The 18,875-nt window shown below is 68.2% G+C and carries 21 protein-coding genes; 12 read left to right on the forward strand and 9 right to left on the reverse strand.

Annotation, left to right across the window (positions count from 1 at the left end; all coding sequences use genetic code 11):
• Window positions 1–28 precede the first annotated feature (28 nt).
• The 3 genes from AFL01nite_RS06765 to AFL01nite_RS06775 are packed head-to-tail and all read right to left on the reverse strand — an operon-like array spanning window position 29 to window position 2,633.
• Window positions 29–850 carry a sulfite exporter TauE/SafE family protein gene (locus AFL01nite_RS06765; protein WP_146826728.1) on the reverse strand — a complete coding sequence of 274 codons (822 nt, stop codon included), beginning with the start codon at window positions 848–850 and terminating at the stop codon, window positions 29–31.
• Window position 851: 1 nt separating this feature from the next.
• On the reverse strand, window positions 852–2,255 hold the full coding sequence (locus AFL01nite_RS06770) for an MBL fold metallo-hydrolase (RefSeq protein WP_146826730.1): 1,404 nt from the start codon (window positions 2,253–2,255) through the stop codon (window positions 852–854).
• A gap of 45 nt (window positions 2,256–2,300) precedes the next feature.
• Window positions 2,301–2,633, reverse strand: coding sequence for a rhodanese-like domain-containing protein (locus AFL01nite_RS06775; protein WP_146826732.1), 333 nt, complete (start codon window positions 2,631–2,633; stop codon window positions 2,301–2,303).
• A gap of 222 nt (window positions 2,634–2,855) precedes the next feature.
• Here AFL01nite_RS06775 and trxA point away from each other — a divergent pair, with 222 nt between their 5' ends.
• From trxA to AFL01nite_RS06820, 9 genes are all read left to right on the forward strand, one after another.
• On the forward strand, window positions 2,856–3,200 hold the full coding sequence (trxA, locus tag AFL01nite_RS06780) for a thioredoxin (RefSeq protein WP_146826734.1): 345 nt from the start codon (window positions 2,856–2,858) through the stop codon (window positions 3,198–3,200).
• The gene (locus tag AFL01nite_RS06785) at window positions 3,200–3,610 is read left to right on the forward strand and encodes a DUF302 domain-containing protein (RefSeq protein WP_146826736.1); all 411 of its coding nucleotides are present in this window, start codon (window positions 3,200–3,202) and stop codon (window positions 3,608–3,610) included. The genes trxA and AFL01nite_RS06785 overlap by 1 nt, the downstream gene beginning before the upstream one ends.
• Window positions 3,610–3,873, forward strand: coding sequence for a metal-sensitive transcriptional regulator (locus AFL01nite_RS06790; RefSeq protein WP_146826739.1), 264 nt, complete (start codon window positions 3,610–3,612; stop codon window positions 3,871–3,873). The genes AFL01nite_RS06785 and AFL01nite_RS06790 overlap by 1 nt, the downstream gene beginning before the upstream one ends.
• Window positions 3,874–3,935: 62 nt before the next feature.
• Entirely contained in the window at window positions 3,936–4,529 is a 594-nt protein-coding gene (locus tag AFL01nite_RS06795) for a DUF2243 domain-containing protein (protein ID WP_246119622.1), read from the forward strand.
• A 14-nt stretch (window positions 4,530–4,543) separates the two neighbouring features.
• Window positions 4,544–5,452, forward strand: a complete 909-nt coding sequence (locus AFL01nite_RS06800) for a cytochrome c oxidase assembly protein (protein WP_146826743.1) — start codon at window positions 4,544–4,546, stop codon at window positions 5,450–5,452.
• Between the two features lie 77 nt (window positions 5,453–5,529).
• Entirely contained in the window at window positions 5,530–6,879 is a 1,350-nt protein-coding gene (locus AFL01nite_RS06805; protein ID WP_146826745.1) for a cytochrome ubiquinol oxidase subunit I, read from the forward strand.
• The gene (locus AFL01nite_RS06810; protein WP_146826747.1) at window positions 6,876–7,877 is read left to right on the forward strand and encodes a cytochrome d ubiquinol oxidase subunit II; all 1,002 of its coding nucleotides are present in this window, start codon (window positions 6,876–6,878) and stop codon (window positions 7,875–7,877) included. Before AFL01nite_RS06805 ends, AFL01nite_RS06810 begins: the two co-directional genes overlap by 4 nt.
• A gap of 175 nt (window positions 7,878–8,052) precedes the next feature.
• Entirely contained in the window at window positions 8,053–8,283 is a 231-nt protein-coding gene (locus AFL01nite_RS06815) for a YgaP family membrane protein (protein WP_222593423.1), read from the forward strand.
• Window positions 8,199–9,104 (forward strand): sigma-70 family RNA polymerase sigma factor, encoded by a 906-nt coding sequence (locus AFL01nite_RS06820; protein WP_146826751.1) that lies wholly within the window; start codon window positions 8,199–8,201, stop codon window positions 9,102–9,104. Before AFL01nite_RS06815 ends, AFL01nite_RS06820 begins: the two co-directional genes overlap by 85 nt.
• Window positions 9,105–9,283: 179 nt before the next feature.
• Here AFL01nite_RS06820 and AFL01nite_RS06825 read toward each other — a convergent pair whose 3' ends face one another.
• The 4 genes from AFL01nite_RS06825 to AFL01nite_RS15465 form a co-directional block, all read right to left on the reverse strand.
• Window positions 9,284–10,192, reverse strand: coding sequence for a cytochrome c biogenesis CcdA family protein (locus AFL01nite_RS06825; protein WP_307724453.1), 909 nt, complete (start codon window positions 10,190–10,192; stop codon window positions 9,284–9,286).
• A complete protein-coding gene (locus AFL01nite_RS06830) occupies window positions 10,128–10,646 on the reverse strand; it encodes a DsbA family protein (RefSeq protein ID WP_246119623.1) in 519 nt (172 codons plus the stop codon). The genes AFL01nite_RS06825 and AFL01nite_RS06830 overlap by 65 nt, the downstream gene beginning before the upstream one ends.
• A gap of 172 nt (window positions 10,647–10,818) precedes the next feature.
• A complete protein-coding gene (locus AFL01nite_RS06835; RefSeq protein WP_146826758.1) occupies window positions 10,819–11,301 on the reverse strand; it encodes a hypothetical protein in 483 nt (160 codons plus the stop codon).
• Complete coding sequence (locus tag AFL01nite_RS15465) at window positions 11,298–11,996, reverse strand: ArsR/SmtB family transcription factor (protein WP_246119624.1); 699 nt, start codon at window positions 11,994–11,996, stop codon at window positions 11,298–11,300. The genes AFL01nite_RS06835 and AFL01nite_RS15465 overlap by 4 nt, the downstream gene beginning before the upstream one ends.
• A gap of 135 nt (window positions 11,997–12,131) precedes the next feature.
• On the opposite strand from AFL01nite_RS15465, the gene nicT reads away from it, so the two are divergent.
• A complete protein-coding gene (nicT, locus tag AFL01nite_RS06845; protein WP_344709490.1) occupies window positions 12,132–13,217 on the forward strand; it encodes a Nickel transporter NicT in 1,086 nt (361 codons plus the stop codon).
• 493 nt (window positions 13,218–13,710) lie between these two features.
• Here nicT and AFL01nite_RS06850 read toward each other — a convergent pair whose 3' ends face one another.
• A complete protein-coding gene (locus tag AFL01nite_RS06850) occupies window positions 13,711–14,742 on the reverse strand; it encodes an AraC family transcriptional regulator (protein ID WP_146826763.1) in 1,032 nt (343 codons plus the stop codon).
• A gap of 69 nt (window positions 14,743–14,811) precedes the next feature.
• On the opposite strand from AFL01nite_RS06850, the gene AFL01nite_RS06855 reads away from it, so the two are divergent.
• Window positions 14,812–16,317: a flavin-containing monooxygenase gene (locus tag AFL01nite_RS06855; protein ID WP_146826765.1), complete on the forward strand. Its 1,506-nt coding sequence runs from the start codon at window positions 14,812–14,814 to the stop codon at window positions 16,315–16,317.
• 34 nt (window positions 16,318–16,351) lie between these two features.
• Here AFL01nite_RS06855 and AFL01nite_RS06860 read toward each other — a convergent pair whose 3' ends face one another.
• The gene (locus tag AFL01nite_RS06860) at window positions 16,352–16,777 is read right to left on the reverse strand and encodes a DUF309 domain-containing protein (protein WP_146826766.1); all 426 of its coding nucleotides are present in this window, start codon (window positions 16,775–16,777) and stop codon (window positions 16,352–16,354) included.
• A 122-nt stretch (window positions 16,778–16,899) separates the two neighbouring features.
• On the opposite strand from AFL01nite_RS06860, the gene malQ reads away from it, so the two are divergent.
• Window positions 16,900–18,846, forward strand: a complete 1,947-nt coding sequence (gene malQ, locus AFL01nite_RS06865) for a 4-alpha-glucanotransferase (RefSeq protein WP_222593426.1) — start codon at window positions 16,900–16,902, stop codon at window positions 18,844–18,846.
• The last annotated feature ends 29 nt before the right edge of the window (window positions 18,847–18,875 follow it).

An 18,875-nucleotide genomic window follows, 5' to 3' on the forward strand; every position in this document is an offset into this window, starting at 1 on the left:
GAGGCGACGGCGAGCTGCCGAGCCGAGGTCAGAGGAGCGCGGGGAATGCCAGCGCAGCGGTGTAGAGAGATACCCCGAGAATGAGGATGGTGAACGCGCCCTGGAGGCGTGCGGTGTCCAGCCGGTCCGCGACCGAGGCGCCCACCGCTGCGGCTACACCGGACGCCACCGTGAGCGCCAGCACGAAACCCCAGTCTGGGTCCGTGCCGGTGCCGGCGCGCACCATGAGTGCCGCAGCGCTCGTGATGGTGATCACCACCAAGGACGTGCCGGCCGCGTACTTCATCGGTAGTCCCATTGCGAGCACCAGGGCCGGGACGACGAGGAAGCCGCCGCCGACCCCGAGGAAGCCAGTCAGCAGCCCGACTGCCGTGGCCGTGAGGAACAGCTTCAGGGCTCGAGGGCAGTTGCACGCGAAGGTCGGGCTGAACGTGACGATCGGGTCGTCCAGTCGCGGGCGGATGCCCGCGCTGTCGCCACGGCGATTGTGGTGGAACTGGCGCCACGCCATCAGGCTGCCGATGAGCAGCAGCAGGATCGCGAAGGCGGCCAGCAGGACCTCGCCCCTCACGTGGGACGCCGCCTTGGCACCGATTGCGGCGCCCCCGATCGCGACGGTGCCGAACACGACTCCGCGGCCGAGCAGCACGTTCCCGACCCGGTGGGCGGCCGCGGCGCCGATCAGCGCGGTCACGCCCACGACCACCAAGGAGCCGGTGGTCGCTTCGGCCGGGGTCTGGTCCAGGAGGAAGACCAGCACCGGGACGGCGAGGATGGACCCGCCGCCTCCGAGCGCTCCGACCGATAGGCCGATGAGCACGCCGGCGACGACGGCGAGAGCGAGGGTCATGTCAGGCGTTCGGTCCGCCCTGGTCGTCCGCGGGACTGACGAGGTGCAGTCCGACCTTCTCGGCGTTGTCGAACGAGTCGTCGACTGCGACGATGCGGCGGGCGGCGGCGTCGAGGAACGACGCGGCGACCGAGGCCCGGTAACCTCCGGCGCAGTGGACCCACACCTCGCCGGCGGGCACCTCCGCGACGCGGCGCGGCAGTTCATGAATCGGGATGTTGACTGCGCCCTCGATGCTGGACTGACGGTGCTCGTCGCTGCGACGGACGTCAAGGATGACGACCTCGCGGTGATGCAGGACGTCCGCGAGCTCGGCGAAACTGGCCGTCGGGAAGCTCCCCAACTCGCCCGTGGCCCAGGTGGTGGGGTCGCCGGTGGCGCGCGCAGCGGGTCGGTCGATGCCGATGCGGACCAGCTCGCGTTGCGCCTCCGCCACGTCCTCGGCCGTCTCGCCGAGCAGCGTGACCGGGGTGCCCCACTCGATGAGCCATCCCAGGTAGGTCGAGAATGCACCGTCGAGACCGAAGTTGAAGGTTCCCGGCGCATGGCCGGCGGCGAACGCCGTTCGATTACGCAGGTCGACGACCCACTCGCCGGCCTCGATCCGACGACGCAACTCATCGGCGTCGGCCTCGGAGACGGGGGAGAGGTCAGGGGCGGCCGGTCCGGCGGCGTTCGCGGCGCCCATGTGGGCGTAGTAGGCCGGATAGGCGCCGAGCCCGTCGAGGAGCTCGCGGACGTAGGTCTCCTCGTCCTGGGTCAGGACGGGGTTGGACTGCTTCTCCTGGCCGATGGTGGACTCGGTGGCGTCTGACTGGGTCGCCGAGCAGAACGATCCGAACCCGTGGGTGGGGTAGACCTCGGCCTCGTCCGGGAGCTGCTCGGCGAGTTTGTGGGCCGAGGCGTGCTGATGGCGCACCAGTGTGTCGGTGTGTTCCTCGCCCATGAGGTCAGGCCGGCCAGTCGCCCCGTAGAGCAGCGACCCTCCGGTGAAGACCGCATACGGTTCGTCGCCCTCGGGCCCGCTGGTCGCCAGGGCGTAGGAGAGGTGGGTGAAGGTGTGGCCCGGTGTCGAGATGGCGCGGACTCGCATCCGGTCACCGACCTCTACGGTCTCGCCGTCAGCGATCGGCGTGCGTTCGAAGGCCACCTCGTCCTCACCGTTGACGCGGTACTCCGCACCCGTTCGCTGGGCGAGCGCGAGACCGCCGGTGACGTAGTCGTTGTGAATGTGGGTCTCGAAGACGTGCGTCAAGCGGACGCCGTGCTCCTCGAGGAGGTGCAGCACGCGGTCGATGTCGCGCTGCGGATCCACCACGAAGGCCACCTCCCCGTCGTGGACGAGGTAGCTTCGGTCACCGAGGGACGCGGTCTCGATCGAGACGACGGTCAGGTCTTGGTTCATCGGTATCTCCAATCGCCGTGGCGCTGTGTGGAAGTCATCAGAAGGTCAGTCGCGAGGAGGGACGCCGGTTTCCACCGGCCGGCCCGAACGCACCCAGGCGCTGGTGCCGCCGACGACCGAATACGCGTCGAAACCCTGCGACACCAGCAGGTCGGTCATCGCGGAACTGCGGTTGCCAGACGCACAGACGACGTAGACCGGACGGGTCGCATCGATGTCGCCGAATCGCGAGGGGAGCATTCCCATCGGAATGAGCGCGGCCCCGGGCACGTGGCCCTCCGCGTATTCCGAGGGCTGACGGACGTCGATGACGGTCGCGTGGCGCTCTGTGGCCGTCGCGAGGACATCGATGGAGATCTCGGGTGTGTCCTGGCTCATCGGCGAGTTCCTCTCGGGTCAGTCCAGCACGATCGCGTCTTCTCGACTCGTACCCGGATACTGGGTGGGGTATTCGCTCTCTATCAACCATGACACCCCGGGGGGTATTCCGCAAGCGACGTCGCTGGCGGCCAAACGCGCTGGCGGAATACGGAGGGGGGTATACTGGTTGTGCTGGGGGAAGCCCTCTTCGAGGGCCGTCACGACAGCGAAGGAGCAAGCATGGCCACCATCGATCTTGACAAGTCAAACTTCGAAGGCACGATCACCGGCAACGAGATCGTCCTCGTAGACTTCTGGGCCGGGTGGTGCGGTCCCTGCCGGATGTTCGCTCCGGTCTACGAAAAGGCATCGCAGAACCACCCCGACATCGTGTTCGGGAAGGTGGACACCGAGGCGGAGCAGGAGCTCGCTGCCGCGGCGAAGATCACGTCGATCCCGACGCTCATGGCTTTCAAGGGCGGGACCCTGGTGTTCGCCCAGCCGGGTGCTCTTCCTGCGACGGCGTTGGAGCAGGTCATTGCCGGAATCCGCGACCTCGACGCCGACCAGCAGCGGAGCGCCTGATGGGCGACTACACGATCTCCACCACGCTGGCCCGGCCCTACGCCGATGCCGTCCACCTGGTGCGCACCGCCTTGGGGGAGCAGGGCTTCGGCATCCTCACCGAGATCGACCTCAAGGCCACACTGAAGTCCAAGCTCGACGTCGACGTAGCGCCCCAAGTCATTCTCGGGGCGTGCCGCCCCGCGCTGGCCTATGAAGCGCTCACCGCCGAGCCCTCGATCGCGGCCGTCCTGCCCTGCAACGTCGTGGTTCGCGCGCTCGATGACCGCACGACGGTGGTCGAGGCGTTCGACCCCGACGCGATGATGGGCCTGGCGGACAACCCCGCGCTCCATGCGGTCGCCGCCGACGCGAAGCAGCGGATCACAGCGGCCCTGGCTGCTCTTCACTCCAACGAGGGAGACCACTGATGGAACTCGACCCTGACGCGATGGCGCCCGTCAAGAACCGGATCAAGAGGGCACGCGGACAACTCGATGGCGTCCTGAGAATGCTCGAGGAAGGCCGTGACTGCGAGGACGTCGTGACCCAGCTTGCGGCGGTCTCGCGTGCGATCGACCGTGCCGGGTTCGCCATCGTTGCCAGTGGCATGCGCGAATGCATGAACAACGGCGACGATGTCGACAGCCTCGACGTGAAGAAGATGGAGAAGCTCTTCCTCTCCTTGGCATGAGCTGTGCCGGGCTGCAAGCTCGCCCGCGGGGTGTCAGTCGGCTCGATCTGGGTACGAGTGACGTGAGTCTGTCTACGGAGGGGGAGTTCAAGGAAGACCAAACGCTCGAAGGTGGCCGGTCGACTGACGTGCAACCGCGGAGCCTTGCCGTACTCGGCATCGTGCTCGGTGTCGGACTGGGCGGCTTCGTCGATGGGATCGTGCTCCATCAGTTGTTGCAATGGCACCACATGCTGACGTCGACCGACACCGACAACATCGGTGTGCGCTACTACCCCGAGAGCACCGTCCATGGACTGGAGATCAACACGGTGTGGGACGGTCTCTTCCACGTCTTCACCTGGGTGATGGTTCTCGTGGGACTCGCGCTGCTCTATTCACGCGTCCAGCACTCGCGCGGTCGAGTGTGGACGTCGCGTGCCCTTTGGGGTTGGGTTCTCGTCGGCGCGGGCGTCTTCAACCTGGTTGAAGGGGTCGTCGATCATCACATCCTGGGAATTCACCACGTTCGCAGTGGAGACAACCAGATGTGGTGGGATCTCGGTTTCCTCGCGCTCGGCGCACTTCTGGTCCTCGTCGGCTGGCTCCTGCAGCGAGGAGCTTCCTACCGCGACCCCGAACTCTCGGCGGCGCGCGGTCGCGGCGAGCAGGCGTGAGCAGGTCGCCATCGATGGTCTTCGAACTGCCAGCCAAGCTCGGCTCTCACGCAAACCATCAGCACGAACCTGAGGGGTGGAGTGCGATTGCGGGCGCGCTCACCGTCTGGCTGCCGCTGCTGCTCATCGGCGCGGTTGCGGCAGGGTACGTCTGGCTCTCGATCCGCGAGAAGGCTGGTCGGGGGTGGCCGACGTCGAGGATCGCTCTCTTCCTCGTCGGGTCACTTCTGTTGCTGGTGGCACTCGGCCCCGGCCTCGACGGCTACGCGGACCGGGACTTCGGCGGACACATGGCGCAGCACCTCTTGCTGTCGATGATTGCTCCGCTTGCGTTGGTGCTTGCCGCGCCGGTGACCTTGCTGCTGCGACAGCTTCCCCACCGGCACGCGCGACGTCTCGGCAGGTTGCTCAACACGCCGGTGGTCCACTTCCTCTCACATCCGGTTGTGGGACTCACGCTGACCAGCGGGGGGGGGCTCATCGTCCTGTACTTCACCCCGCTGTACGCACTCAGCACCACGAACGAGACGGTGCACGTCGCGGTGCACCTGCATCTCATCGCTTCGGGTTTGCTCTTCGCGTGGGCCATCGCCGGCCCCGACCCGGCCCCGCACCGGGCGTCCGTACGTTTCCGGCTCGTGGTTCTCGGTATCGCCATCGTCATCCATTCGGCGGTCGCGCAGCTGATCTTTGCGGGCTTGTTCGTTCAGGTCCGGGAGCCGATCGATGAAATGCGGGCCGCGGGGAACCTCATGTACTTCGGCGGAGACATCGCCGAGCTGCTGCTCGCCTTGGCGCTCCTGCTGACGTGGCGACCAGCTCCCGCCCCGGCGCCACCCGGCCTGGGGTCCAGCGCGACCTCGAAGGCGACGTCCACCGGTCGCGATCTCCATCCCGTGCTGGATACCGGTCAGGGTCGATGAGCCTCTCGCTCCTTCAGGAAGTACTGCCGCACGCAGTCGGTTTGGAGCCGGAGGGCCTCCTCCCCGCTCGTCAGCAGATGGCGCTCTCCCTCGGCTGGCACATCATCTTGGCGTCGTTCGGTGTGGCCTTCCCGGCGATCATCTGGGCGGCGCACTGGCGAGGGGTGTACCGCGGCGACGACGTCGCCCTCAACCTGGCCAGACGGTGGGCCAAGGTCTCGGCGGTGCTGTTCGCGATCGGCGCGGTGTCCGGGACGGTCCTCAGCTTCGAGATGGGGCTGCTCTGGCCTGGACTCATGGGGCCCTACGGTGACGTCTTGGGTCTGCCGTTCGCCTTCGAGGGCCTCTCGTTCTTCGTGGAGGCCATCTTCCTCGGCATGTACCTCTATGGCTGGGGGCGTGTCCCGCCCAAGCGGCACCTGCTCATGCTGGTGCCCATGGCGATCGCGGGCGTCGTGGGCAGCTACTGCGTCATCTCGGTCAACGCCCGGATGAACATGCCGGTGGGCTTCCGCGTCGAGGATGGACAGGTCGTCGACGTGGACCCGTGGGCGGTGCTGTTCAACCCCGGCGCAATCCTGCAGTTCGCGCACATGTGGGTCGCGGCCTACATGGTCGTCGGCTTCACGGTGGCCGGGGTCTACGCCGCCGGCATGCTCCGTGGACGCCGCGACCGACATCACCGGCTCGGTTTCACCATTCCCTTCGTCTTCGCCAGCGCGGCCGCAGTGGTGCAGCCCTTCCTCGGCCACGTCCTCGGCCTGCGGATCGCCGAGGCCCAGCCGGCCAAGCTCGCTGCCTTCGAGCTCGCGACGGAGACCGAGAGTCCCTCGCCGCTGCGGCTCGGAGGCCTGCTCATCGACGGTGAGGTTCGCTACTCCCTGGACATCCCTGGCCTCGGGTCGATCATCGCGCGCAACTCCTTCACCAAACCCGTCCAGGGGCTGGAGACCATCGCGCCCGCGGACCGGCCCCCCGTCAACATCACCCACGTCGCCTTCCAATCCATGGTCGGCATCGGCACGCTCCTGTTCGTCGCGGTGCTCGTCTACTGGTTCGTCCGCTGGCGCGGACGCGACCTGCTCGACCACCGATGGACGCTGCGGGCCGCGGTCGCAGCGGGCCCGCTCGCGGTCGTGGCCATGGAGGCAGGTTGGATCGCGACCGAGGTGGGCCGCCAACCCTGGGTCGTCTACGGGTACCTGCGCACTCCCGACGCGGCAGGGGACAACCCACAGATCTGGATCCTCCTGGTGGCCACGGCCGTCCTCTACACCGGTCTCACCGTGGGGGCGGTGGTCGTGCTGCGCTCGATGGCTCGGCGATGGCGCGCCGGCGAGGAGGACCTGCCCAGCCCGTACGGGCCTGAGTCGGCTGCAGCGGGCGGCGCCTCGCGGCCCCACGACCGTGGTCCGGAGGCGTCGTGACCCTCGAGCTCGCCGTGGCGGTTGCCCTGTTCGCCGGAGTCGTCGCCTACGCGCTGTTCGGCGGCGCTGACTTCGGATCCGGGTTCTACGACCTCACTGCCGGAAGTGCCCACCGTGGCTCCGAGCTTCGGACCCTCGTCGACCACAGCATCGGGCCGGTGTGGGAGGCCAACCACGTGTGGCTCATCTACATTCTGGTGATGTGGTGGACGGGCTTTCCCGAGTCCTTCGCCAGCGCGATGAGCACCCTGATCCTGCCGATGCTCCTGGCTCTGCTGGGGATAGTCCTGCGGGGGTCGTCGTTCGCGTTCCGCAAGTTCGCCCCGACGATCGGCCAGGCGAGGTTGTACGGCGCAATCTTCGCCGGCTCATCGCTGATCACGCCGTTCTTCCTCGGCACGGTGGCCGGGGCCATCGCCTCGGGCCGTGTGCCGGCGCAGGGACGCGGGGACCTGTGGTCGTCCTGGCTCAATCCCACGTCGCTGCTGGGCGGCGTCATCGCTGTGGGGAGCAGCGCCTTCCTCGCGGGGGTGTTCCTCACCGCCGAGGCCCACCACGCGGACCGCGGAGCGCTGACGGCCTCGCTGCGTCGACGCACCCTCGCGGTGGGAGCGGTCACCGGTGCGGTCGTCTTCGCGGCGCTGATCCCGATCCTGCACGACGCTCCCACGCTTGCCGACGGACTGACAGGGCGTGCCGCACCTCTGATCATCGCCTCAGGTCTGGCCGGAGCAACAGCCTTGGCCCTGGTGGCCGCGCGGCGCTACGGTCCGGCGCGCATCAGCGCAGTCGCTGCCGTGGCGTCGGTCATCAGCGGCTGGGGGGTGGGCCAGTACCCGTGGCTGCTCGTTGACGAGGTCCGCATCGCCGACGGTGGTGGTGCGGACGCGACCCTGGCCGGGCTGCTTGTCGTGGTCGGACTCGCCGGTGTGCTGGTTCTTCCCCCGCTGGTCTATCTCTTCCGGCTCACTCAGTCCGATGAATGGGTGCAGCATTGACGCCAACCGCCAACGGGTTGGTCGGTCAGCACATCGCCAACGCGAGACGACCACGTCACCTCGGAAGCGATGACCGCCCGAAGGGATCGGACTTCCAATTGGCGATGTAACGACTTCGGCCCACGATGCGTCTAAGTGGTAAACCTAGTCGAAGGAGAATCTGATGAGACTCAATATGGGTACCCTCGACCGTCGGCTGCGCTTGTTCATCCTTGCACCGATCCTGGTCATCGCCGGCGTGATCGTCGGCCCGACGAGCATCCTCGCGATCGTGCTGTACGTGCTCGCTGCGGTCATGGTGGGGACCTCGCTGGCGGGCTCGTGTCCGTTGTACACGCTCTTCGGGATCCAGACCTGCCCGAAGCAGACGTTCACCACGGCCGACGAGGGGGGAGTCGCCCGCTGAGCCCGGCCGTCGATCCCGAGCGGCTCCGAGGCCGGCTCAGCGAAGAGATCCCGGGGCTTCTTCGGTATGCCCGGAGCATCACCCCGGACCGCGCGCTGGCCGAGGACCTCGTGCAGACCACGATGGTGCGGGCCTTGGAACGACTCGACACCTTTCGCGGCGAGTCCGGCCTGGCCACGTGGTTGCATCGGATCTTGCACAACGCCTTCGTGGATCACGTCCGCCGCACCCGAGAGGCGCCCGCCGAGGACGTGTGGGAGATGGTGGAGGGGCGCTGGCGCGACGATGCCTACACCCTGGATCCCGCCACCGTGGCCGCACGGGCGAGCACGGTGCAGGACCTGCGCGACGCACTCCTGCGCCTACCGATGATGTACCGCAGCGCAGTGGTGCTCCACGACATGGAGGGTCTCACGGTGCCGCAGATCGCCCGGGTCCAAGAGATCGGGCTCTCCGCTGCCAAACAACGCCTGCACCGCGGCCGCATCATGCTCGTCAGCGCACTCGCATCCGGAGCCGAGCGCCGAGCGGCCACGAGAGGAGTGCCGATGAACTGCTGGGACGCACGCACGCAGGTGTCCGACTACCTCGACGACGAGCTCGGCGACCGCGACCGGCAGCTCCTCGAACAACATCTGGAGCATTGCCCAACCTGCCCACCGCTCTACTCGGCCCTGGTTGCCTCCCGCGACGCGGTCACCAGGCTCCGCGACGCCGACACGGTCATCCCACGAAGTCTCGCGGACCGACTAGAGCGGCTCCGTCAAGAATCTCGCCGGCCAAAGGAAGACGCCCCACCACCGGCTCCGCGCGTCATCTGATCAGGCGGGAACAGTTGGCGCTGCGACCGCCGGACCACAACACCCATCATGGCGCGAGGTGGGGCACGCGACGACGGCGCCGGCAGTCGCCGGAGAACCTGACAACAGCCTGGACGTGAGGAAGAAGGAGAGCTTCCTTCGCTCGCCGACCTGATCCGTGTCAATCATGCCGGACCCGGTCACCGCGCTGCAGGTGTGTCGGTGCGTTTCATGCGGCGCCAGGCCACGAACGAGGAGACCGCCAGAACGACCGCGGGCAGGACCCACGCCGGGACGGACGCCGCAAGATCGCTGACGGCACGCTGGGCGTCGAACTCCATGTCCGTGGTGTCGCCGAACCCGAGGAATCCGGTGATTCCCGCGGTGCCGTCGAAGCGCAGGAAGAGCACGCCGATGACGACGAAGAGCAGCCCTGACAGCAGTGAGGTCGTGTGCAGGCGCAGGGGCCCGAGTTCAATCGTGCGACCGCGCAGCCAGCGGCGCCGGCCCAAGTCGAAGCGGTCCCACAGCGCGGCGAGCACCAGCAGTGGAGCTGCCATTCCCAGCGCGTACGCGGCAAGCAACAGGCCTCCGTGCCAGACGGACGACTGCGTCGCGGCCATCGTGAGGATTGCGCCCAGCACGGGTCCGGAGCAGAATCCGGCCAGTCCGTAGACGGCACCGAGGGCCACGGTGCCCAGGTGGGAGGATCCGCCGTGCGCGGCCACGCGGCTCTGGAGAGCGGAGACGAACGGAATGGAGAAGCCCCGGCCCAGCAATTGCCACACCCCAAGTGCGATGATCGTCCACCCGGCGATCGTGATGAGCACTGGCCGATGGCCGTAGAACAGCTGAGATGCAGCGCTGACCCCGAGCCCGAGCGGCACCAGAGTCAGGAGCAGGCCGAGGTAGAAGGACGCGGTTCGCCCCACCAAGGCTCCCGTGCTCCCGAACGCATAGGCGAAGAACGATGGCAGCAGTAGCGCACTGCAAGGAGACAACAGTGCCAGGACTCCGGCCGCCAGCGCGGCCAGGAGCCCTACCTCACCCACGGGCGTCCTTGATCGCGGCGTCGATCGTTTCCACGAAGTCCTCGGTGGGCAAGGCACCCATCAGCACCCGATCGTTGATCAGGAACGCGGGCGTCCCCGTGACACCGATGGCCATGCCCTCGTCGCGGTCGCGTTTGATCGCTGCCGCGACCTCGTCGGAGTCCATGTCCTTCAAGAAGCGGTCGGTGTCGAGTCCGAGGTCCTTCGCGATGCCGCTGAGGCGTTCGCGGTCCAGGCGGCCACTGTTGGGCGGTGGCTGCTCGGCGAAGAGCCGCTCATGGAACGGCCAGAAGCTGTCCTGTTCGGCCGCGGCTCGTGCTGCGCGTGCTGCTAGGTCGGACTCGTCCCCCAAGTAGGGGAAGTCTCGGAACTCGATCCGCAGCAGGCCTTGGTCGACGTACTTCTCGACGAGTTTCGGTGCGGTCTCTCGCGAGTACTTTCCGCAGAAGGGGCACTGAAACTCCGAGTACTCGATCATCACGACGGGGGCGTCGACGTCGCCCAGCGCCATGGGATCGTCGGCCTTGCGCCGCGCGAGTTCGGTGAGCTGGGAACTGCCCGCGTTCTCGGACGAGGTGACGGTGGCCGGACTCTCGTCGCCGGCTCCGCTGCCGCCACTTGCGACAGCGAGCATCAAAGCTACCGCGGCGCCGAGGGCGATGACGATCGGTAGGACCGGGATCTTACGGGTGTCGGACATGGGTACCTTCCTGGGTTCGGACGGCGCAGGCGATCTCGCCGAGAAGCCGTTGGCGCAGCGCCCAGAGCAGCAGGGCGACCGCGACGAGTTGGAGGATCGGCTGGATCGGCTCGAACCAGGTGATCGCGCCGGCGCTGCCCAGTGCGACGAGGACGAGCTTGTTGCAGACCGGGCAGCCGACAGCGAAGAATGTCAGGAATCCGCCGGCCCAACCCCCGCGTCGTGCTCTGGCCTCGTCAGCCATCCCCGCGGGGGCCGCGACGTACGTAGCAGCCAGCAGCCCGGCGAGAACGCCGGAAACCGCAAGTGACGGCCATGCCCACCACGGACTCGGGATCTCGCGACTGAAGAACGGTGTCTCCACCATGGCCGTCGGAATCGCGATGACGGCCATCACCAGGAGGGCGACCACCGCGGCCGTCAGCCAACGCCGCAGCGGCCACCGGCTAAGGGCGCGCGTCATCATCGGCCGACCTCAACGGGTTGCCCGTGGCTTCGCCATTCGAGCATGCCGTCCTCGAGTCGCCGGGCCTGGACGCCCTCGCCTGACAGGAGGCGGACAGCGTCGTGCGCCATGACGCAGAACGCGCCGCGGCAATAGGCGATGACATCCTCCGAACCCGTCAGCTCGGAAGCGCGCGCGATGACCTCGGCAAGGGGCACGCTGCGAGCACCGGGGATGTGTCCCGCAGCGAACTCCTCAGCGGGCCGCACGTCCAGGACGACTGCCTCGCCGCTCTCGAGGAGGCCGATCAGCTCTTCGCGGGTGACGATGCCCACCTCGTCGCCCGAGGGCACGCCGAGGTGGGACTCCAGGGCACGCTGAACCTGCGGCGACCGAGTGCGGGCGACGGTTCGCATGGCGTCGTAGAGCTCGAGAACGTCGTCACCCGCGAGGCTGTAGTGGATCTTGGTGCCCTCGCGTCGCGACTGGACGAGGTTCGACAATTTGAGGACCTGCAGGTGGGCTGACACGGTGGTCAGTCCCATGTCCGCTGCTTTCGCCAAAGACTCGACCGTTCGCTCGCCCTGGGCCAGGAGGTCGATGAGTTCGAGCCGCTTCGGGCTGCCGAATGCCTTGCCGACGACTGCCAGCTCGTCGAATGCCGTTGTGTTCACCTCTTCACCCCTTATCCAGTAATCTTTGGAATAACGTATCAAGGGAACTCGACAGCAAGTGGCGCGCTCACTCGGGGTCCGGGTTCCGGTCAGGACGGGAGAACGAGTGCGAGTGCAGTTGTGTGACGATGACGCCAGTGACTCGTCGGGATTTCGGCAGATCAGGAGGGCACGTAGGTGGACCAAGCGAAGGCGAGTCAGTCGAAGCTGAGTCGGCAGGACCTCCCGCTCCTGGCGGCCATGGGGGGCACGATCCTCGTCCTGCACGTCGTGGGAATCGCGCTGCTGGTGATCGCGGCGGGACAGGACGTCCGCCTCTCCAACGGCGCGTTCTTCAGCATTGGGCTCGGCGTCACGGCCTACACGCTGGGAATGCGGCATGCCTTCGATGCCGACCACATCGCGGCGATCGACAACACGACCCGCAAGTTGGTGGCGGAGGGTGGGCGCCCGCTCTCGGTGGGCTTCTGGTTCTCGCTGGGACATTCAAGCGTCGTGATGGGCCTTTGCGTGTTGCTGGCCATCGGAGTTCGGTCCCTGATCGGGCAGGTCAGCGACGACGCGTCCGAGCTGCAGCTGGTGGCAGGAGCGATTGGCGCCACGGTGGCCGGGCTGTTCCTCATCGCCATGGGGCTTATCAATCTCATCTCGCTCGCACGGATCGCGAGTCTGTTCCGCACCATGCGTGATGGGAAACTGGACGAGGCCGCACTGGAGCACGAACTCAACCGGCGCGGCCTGATCGCTCGAGTGCTCCGACCGTTGACGCGATCGGTGACGCGACCCAGGCACCTCTACCCGGTTGGCCTGCTGTTCGGACTGGGCTTCGACACCGCCACGGAGGTCTCCCTGCTCGCCCTCGCCGGCGGAGCCGCGCTGACCCTTCCCTGGTACGCGATCCTGTCGCTGCCGATCCTTTTCACCGCGGGCATGTGCCTGTTCGACACCATCGACGGTGTCTTCATGAGGACGGCCTACGGGTGGGCGTTTGAGGCGCCGGTTCGCAAGGTCTACTACAACCTCGTCGTCACGCTGCTGTCCGTCGTGGCGGCTCTGGTGATCGGAGTCATCGTCATCAGTGCGCTGGTGGCAGAGCACACCGAGATCAATGACGGGCCTGTCGCCATGCTGGCGCGGATCAACATGGACCTCGTCGGGTACGCGATGGTCGCCTTCTTCATCACGGCGTGGGCCGTGTCGACGTTGGCGTGGAGAGTGTTCCGGATCGAGGAACGATGGGTCCGCCCGCCGGCGCACGACTGATCGGTGACCTCGACAGTTGACGTAGCCGCGGATTCCCAGCTTCAGATGAGATTAGGCGGCCGACGGTCTCCGACGGGGCCGGGTTCACGTTCGCCTCCCAGGACCCGCAGGCTGGCGGCGATCGATCGGTCTGGTCGATCAGTGGCCATTTGGTGTCCGGATTGGCCCAGCGCGCCTCGCCGGTACTCGGGTATCGTCGGAAGTGACTCAAGGGGATCATCCCTACCATTGAAGGGAATTCCGCAGTTCTCGGTACCCAGCGTGTCGGCTCGTATAGAGCTCGGCTTCGACAGGGGGTCGCAGGTTCAAATCCTGTCAGCCCGACAACGGAAAGCCCCGGGAGACCGGGGCTTTCGTCATTTCTCGGGTGCGTCGAGGAGCGGGATCTACTCGCGGGCCGGGGTGAGAGCCACGACGAGCGCACCTGTCACGAGGTAGACCAACTGCAGGACGTGGAACCCGCGGATCGAGGCGACCTCACCGACGAGCAGGTTCACTTCGGGGTCAGCCCCGACCGGGTGCCAGCCCGCGAACGCCGCCGTACCTCGCGCGGTGAGCATCCCCACCAGCGCTGTGAGCACCGACTGAGCACGGACTGCTCCGAGAAGCCCAGCGCGGAGGCGATCTGGCTCATCGCCATGGTGGTCGCCGTCAGGTAAGTGCGTGCCTTGGCTTGTCTCTGGGCGTCGAGCAGCGCGGCGAAGGACGTGCCTTCGCCAGCGAGGCGACGCTGCAGGGTGCGAGGGTGCATGGCGAGGATCGCGGCTGTCGAGTCGATGTCGACAGGTGCCGTGCCGAGCAGCTGCTCGATCGTGGACTCGACCCGCGGCGCGATGTCCCCGGGGATCGCGGTGTACCGCTGCAGGTGCTCGAGTGCGAGGTCGCGAACGACCGTGTCGGCTCGGTCGAGGGATCGGGTCAGCAAGGAGCTCGGGACGCGCAACAGGGCTCGTGGTCGGCCCGGCCTGACCCGGGCGCCGAAGAACTCCTCGTAACGCGCCAGCGGGCTGATCGGCAGGTGCGGCAACTCGACGGAGCGCAGTCCATAGGGACCGGCGACGAACTCGCCGATGGCGCGGTGCAGGAATCCCAGTCCGGAGTCGATGCCCTGGCGGAAGGCGCCGCCACCGGCAGGCGTGGAGTACTGGATCGCGATGACGCCCGCCGCACCGTGGGGATCGGGGACGATCTCGACGCTGAGTCCGGGCGCGTGGACGAACAGGTACCGAGACGTGCAGGCGAGGGCCTCCGCGACCGTGGGGGAGTTGCCGATGGCGACGGCCAGGGGGCCGAGCATCGAGGAGTCCTGCCTCTGGGCGACCCGTAGGCCGAGGTCGGGCAGATCGAGCTCGGCCGCGGCCAGCTCGAGCACTCGACCGAGGGCGAGCTCCTCCACGAGGATCTCGTCGCTGCGCAGCGCCTCCACGGGCAGCCGCACGCGCCGGGCGAGGTCCTCCGGATCCCCGCCGTGCTCGGAGACGAGGTCGGCGAACCCACGGATACCAGCCGAGCGGATCAGAGCCATGTCGTTCAGGGTCAAGTAGTTGTCGCCTCAGGTCAAGTCTGCGCAGCCGGGACAGGTCATGCTCGACGCATGAGCACGCGAGAGCAGACCCCGTCTGACCACGTCGACGTCGTCATCGTCGGAGCGGGTCTGTCCGGTGTCGGGGCGGCCTACCGCCTCCAGACCGAGGCACCCGGCACCAGCTACACGATCCTGGAGGGTCGCACCGCCCTCGGTGGCACGTGGGACCTGTTCCGTTACCCGGGCATCCGCTCGGACTCGGACATGTACACGCTCGGGTACTCCTTCAAGCCGTGGCGGGACGGGAAGGCGCTGGCTGACGGAGCGTCGATCCTGGAGTACATCCGCGAGACCGCGGACGAGTTCGGGATCGAGGAGCACATCCGGTACGCCAGCAAGGTCGTCGACGCCGACTTCGACACCGAGTCCGGACACTGGACCCTGACCATCGAGGACACGACCACCGGCGACCGGCGCTCGATGACGTGCGGCTTCCTCTACTCCTGCGCGGGCTACTACGACTACGACGACCCCCAGGCTCCGGAGTTCCCCGGGGCGGAGACGTTCACGGGACGAGTCGTCCATCCCCAGTTCTGGCCGACGGATCTCGACCACGACGGCAGCCGGGTGGTGGTGATCGGTTCGGGAGCGACCGCCGTGACGCTGGTGCCCGCGATGCTCGCCGGCGACGAGGCGGCCGCGCACGTCACCATGCTCCAGCGAACGCCGACCTGGATCAGCGCGGTGCCGTCCACCGACAAGCTCGCCGAGCGCCTGAAGTCCGTCCTGCCCGCGAAGGTCGCCCACCGCGCCGTTCGCGCCAAGAACATCGCCTTCTCGACCGCCGTGTACCAGTTCTGCCGTCGCTGGCCCGAGAAGGCCCGCACGGTGCTGACGGCCAACGTGGCCAAGTTCGTGGGCGAGGATCAGACCGCTGCGCACTTCACCCCGCCGTACGACCCCTGGGACCAGCGGCTGTGCGCCGTCCCCGGCGGCGACCTGTTCAGGTCCATCACGTCCGGCCGTGCCGAGGTCGTGACCGATCACATCGAACGGTTCGTCCCCGAGGGGATCCTGCTGCGGTCGGGGCGCATCCTCGAGGCGGACATCATCGTCACTGCGACAGGCCTTCGGCTGTCGGCGTTCGGAGGGATCCGACCGAGCGTGGACGGCGAACAGGTCGTCCTTTCCGACCAGTTCGTCTGGAACGGCGCCATGATCACCGGGATCCCGAACTTCGCCATCTGCATCGGCTACACCAACGCCTCGTGGACCCTGAGGGCCGACCTGACGCATCGCCTGGTCTGCAAGGTCATCAACTGGATGGGACGCAACGGGCACCGCGCGGTCGAGCCTGCTCCCGACGCTGAGCTGACGCCCCAGCCGCTGCTGGACCTGTCATCGGGCTATGTCCAGCGCGCCATCGACGCCTTCCCGCGCCAGGGCGACCGACGACCGTGGCAGGTCCGTCAGAACTACGTCCTCGACTCCATCACGACCCTGCGCACCGACCTCGACACGACGCTGCGACCCGTCCCGGCGCGTAGACGCGCGCCCGGCCGCGTCGCGGTCTGATCCGTCGTCGGGGAGGCGTCTTCGCCGCCCGAGGTCAGGCAGGGCCGGCCGCGCGGTGGATCCGCGTCCGGAACTCCGTCAGGTCCAGCCCGTACGTCGGACCGCCGGTGGCGGCGTAACGCTCGAGCCGGCCGTTGCCGCGCTCGAGCAGCCGCCCGGCGCCGATGGTGTTGCCGCGCAGGGCGTGGGTCAGCCCGACGCACAACTGCGCGAGCCCCTGCCAGAGGTCGTGCTCGGTTCCCGGAGCGTCCTTCCACCGGGCCTCGAAGACCTCGTGGGCCGAGAACGGCCGCCCGCGGTCCAACAGCTCGAGGGCGAACCGCACCGTCTCCAGGGGCGGTAACGGGTCTTCGGAGACCGGATCGACCCCCTCAGCGCCGTACGGCAGCGGTCGGCCGAGCTCGTCGCGCGGCCTGGCCTGGCGCGGCCGGCCCTCCTCGTCGCGGTCCCTGGTCACCATGGGGCCACTGTCCCGCCCCTCGCGCGCCGAGACAAACCCGGGGCCGGATGTCGGCTGGAGGTCGTCGCGGTTCACCGTCACTCGGCTGGCGGGGCCGGGGTGAGGCCACCATGCTGGAACGCGTGACGACTTCCTCCGAGCTGGCGGAGCTGGCCGCCGCCCACCACGTCGCGACGCGGTACCGCGGGTCCGATCGCGAGATGGTCGAGGTGGCCCCCGAGGTCGTCGTCGCGGTTTTGGCCCAGCTCGGCGTGGACGCGAGCAGCCCGGAATCGATCCAGCGCGAGCTCGACGCGGTGCGACGAGAGCAGGCGCGGACCTCCCTGCCGCCGACGATCGTCCTGACCGCCGGCACGACGCGTGAGCTGGAGGTGGCGGCGACGCTGGTGCTCGAGGACGGCACGTCGTCGCAGGTCGACCGACTCGCCGACGACCTTCCCCTGGGGTGGCACCGGCTGGTCACCGACACCCAGGAGGTGACGGTGATCGTCGCTCCGGGCCGCATGCCCGAGGTCCCGCGCACGTGGGGCTGGATGCTCCAGCTGTACGCGCTGCACTCGCGCGGGTCCTGGGGGATGGGGGACTACGTCGACCTGGCCGAGATGGCGCGACGCGCCGGGACGGAGCAGGGTGCGGGCGTCCTTCTCGTGAACCCGGTCCAGGCGTTCATGCCCACGCGACCCCTGGAGCGCTCTCCCTACTCGCCGTCCAGCCGCCGGTACGCCAACCCGCTCTACCTCCGGGTCTCCGAGACGGCGGCGTTCCGGGCGGCCGACGACGAGACTCGGGCGGCGGTGCTGGCGCTGGCGCCCGACCACGACACCGGGCTGATCGACTACGACGAGGTCTGGGCCGCCAAGCTGGCCGCCTGCGAGATGTTGTGGGCGACGGGGATCGACACCCAGGCCGACATCGACCCTGACCTGCTGATGTTCGCCACCTTCTCCGCCCTCGCGGAGGTGCACGGTGCCGACTGGCGCGAGTGGCCGGAGGAGCTGCGGAACCCGATCGGCGGGGCCGTGGCCGAGGCGGAGCGCTCCCTCGCGGATCGCGTCGCCTTCCACGCGTGGCTGCAGCGACTGTGCCGGGAGCAGCTCGACGAGGCCCGGTCGGCGGCCCGGGACGCCGGGATGGCCGTCGGCATCGTGCACGACCTGCCCGTCGGCGTGCACCCGGGCGGCGCGGACGCCTGGGCGCTGCAGGAGTCCTTCGCCTCGGACGTCCGCGTGGGGTGTCCCGCCGACGCGTTCAATCCGCTCGGCCAGGACTGGGGACTGCCTCCGTGGCGGCCGGACAAGCTCGCCGAGTCGGGCTACGCACCCTTCCGCGACGTGATCCGCAGCGTCCTGCGCCACGCGGACGGCATCCGCGTCGATCACATCGCCGGACTGTGGCGCCTGTGGTGGATCCCGCCGGGCGAGCCGGCACACCGTGGCACCTACGTCCACTACGACGCTGACGTCATGCTCGGGATCCTGGCCCTCGAGGCCTACCGGGCCGGGGCAGTGGTGGTGGGGGAGGATCTCGGCACCGTCGAGGACGAGGTGACCGAGACGATGCACGAGCGCGGGATGCTCAGCTCGGCCGTGCTGTGGTTCGAGCGCGACTGGGAGGCGCCGGGCCAGCCGCACGTGCCGCCCGAACAGTGGGAGCCCGAGACGATGGCCAGCATCAGCACCCACGACCTGCCGACGGTCGCCGGCTGGCTGCAGGACGAGCGCGTCCGCATCCAGGCCGATCTCGGCCTGCTCGCCGGGACGGCCGAGGAGGCCTACGCCGAGGCCGAGTCCGACCGTGAAGCGATGCTCGACCTGCTGCGGGCCGAAGGAGTCCCGGACGACGATCTCGTCGTCGCGCTGCACGCGGTGATCGCCCGCGCCTCGTCCCGGCTGGTCCTCAGCTCGCCGGCCGACGCGTCCGGCCAGGTGCAGCAGCCGAACCTCCCGGGTACGGTCGACGAGTACCCCAACTGGAGGATCCGTCTGCCGATGGACCTCGACCAGTTCTTCGCCGACGACCGGGTACGTGCCTGCACCACCCCCTTGCAGGCCTCGCGCCCGTCCACGTGAACGACACCCCCTCATCACAAGGAGAGCTC

This window comes from Aeromicrobium flavum, from assembly GCF_007992115.1.
Lineage (GTDB): Bacteria > Actinomycetota > Actinomycetes > Propionibacteriales > Nocardioidaceae > Aeromicrobium > Aeromicrobium flavum.

Coding starts and splice junctions, on each gene's coding strand:
- AFL01nite_RS06765 (WP_146826728.1), bottom strand. CDS start 850: ATGACCCTCGCTCTCGCCGTCGTCGCCGGCGTGCTCATCGGCCTATCG.
- AFL01nite_RS06770 (WP_146826730.1), bottom strand. CDS start 2,255: ATGAACCAAGACCTGACCGTCGTCTCGATCGAGACCGCGTCCCTCGGT.
- AFL01nite_RS06775 (WP_146826732.1), bottom strand. CDS start 2,633: ATGAGCCAGGACACACCCGAGATCTCCATCGATGTCCTCGCGACGGCC.
- trxA (WP_146826734.1), top strand. CDS start 2,856: ATGGCCACCATCGATCTTGACAAGTCAAACTTCGAAGGCACGATCACC.
- AFL01nite_RS06785 (WP_146826736.1), top strand. CDS start 3,200: ATGGGCGACTACACGATCTCCACCACGCTGGCCCGGCCCTACGCCGAT.
- AFL01nite_RS06790 (WP_146826739.1), top strand. CDS start 3,610: ATGGAACTCGACCCTGACGCGATGGCGCCCGTCAAGAACCGGATCAAG.
- AFL01nite_RS06800 (WP_146826743.1), top strand. CDS start 4,544: ATGGTCTTCGAACTGCCAGCCAAGCTCGGCTCTCACGCAAACCATCAG.
- AFL01nite_RS06805 (WP_146826745.1), top strand. CDS start 5,530: ATGGCGCTCTCCCTCGGCTGGCACATCATCTTGGCGTCGTTCGGTGTG.
- AFL01nite_RS06815 (WP_222593423.1), top strand. CDS start 8,053: ATGGGTACCCTCGACCGTCGGCTGCGCTTGTTCATCCTTGCACCGATC.
- AFL01nite_RS06830 (WP_246119623.1), bottom strand. CDS start 10,646: ATGGCGCTGGGCGACGTCGACGCCCCCGTCGTGATGATCGAGTACTCG.
- AFL01nite_RS06835 (WP_146826758.1), bottom strand. CDS start 11,301: ATGATGACGCGCGCCCTTAGCCGGTGGCCGCTGCGGCGTTGGCTGACG.
- AFL01nite_RS06850 (WP_146826763.1), bottom strand. CDS start 14,742: ATGGCTCTGATCCGCTCGGCTGGTATCCGTGGGTTCGCCGACCTCGTC.
- AFL01nite_RS06855 (WP_146826765.1), top strand. CDS start 14,812: ATGAGCACGCGAGAGCAGACCCCGTCTGACCACGTCGACGTCGTCATC.
- AFL01nite_RS06860 (WP_146826766.1), bottom strand. CDS start 16,777: ATGGTGACCAGGGACCGCGACGAGGAGGGCCGGCCGCGCCAGGCCAGG.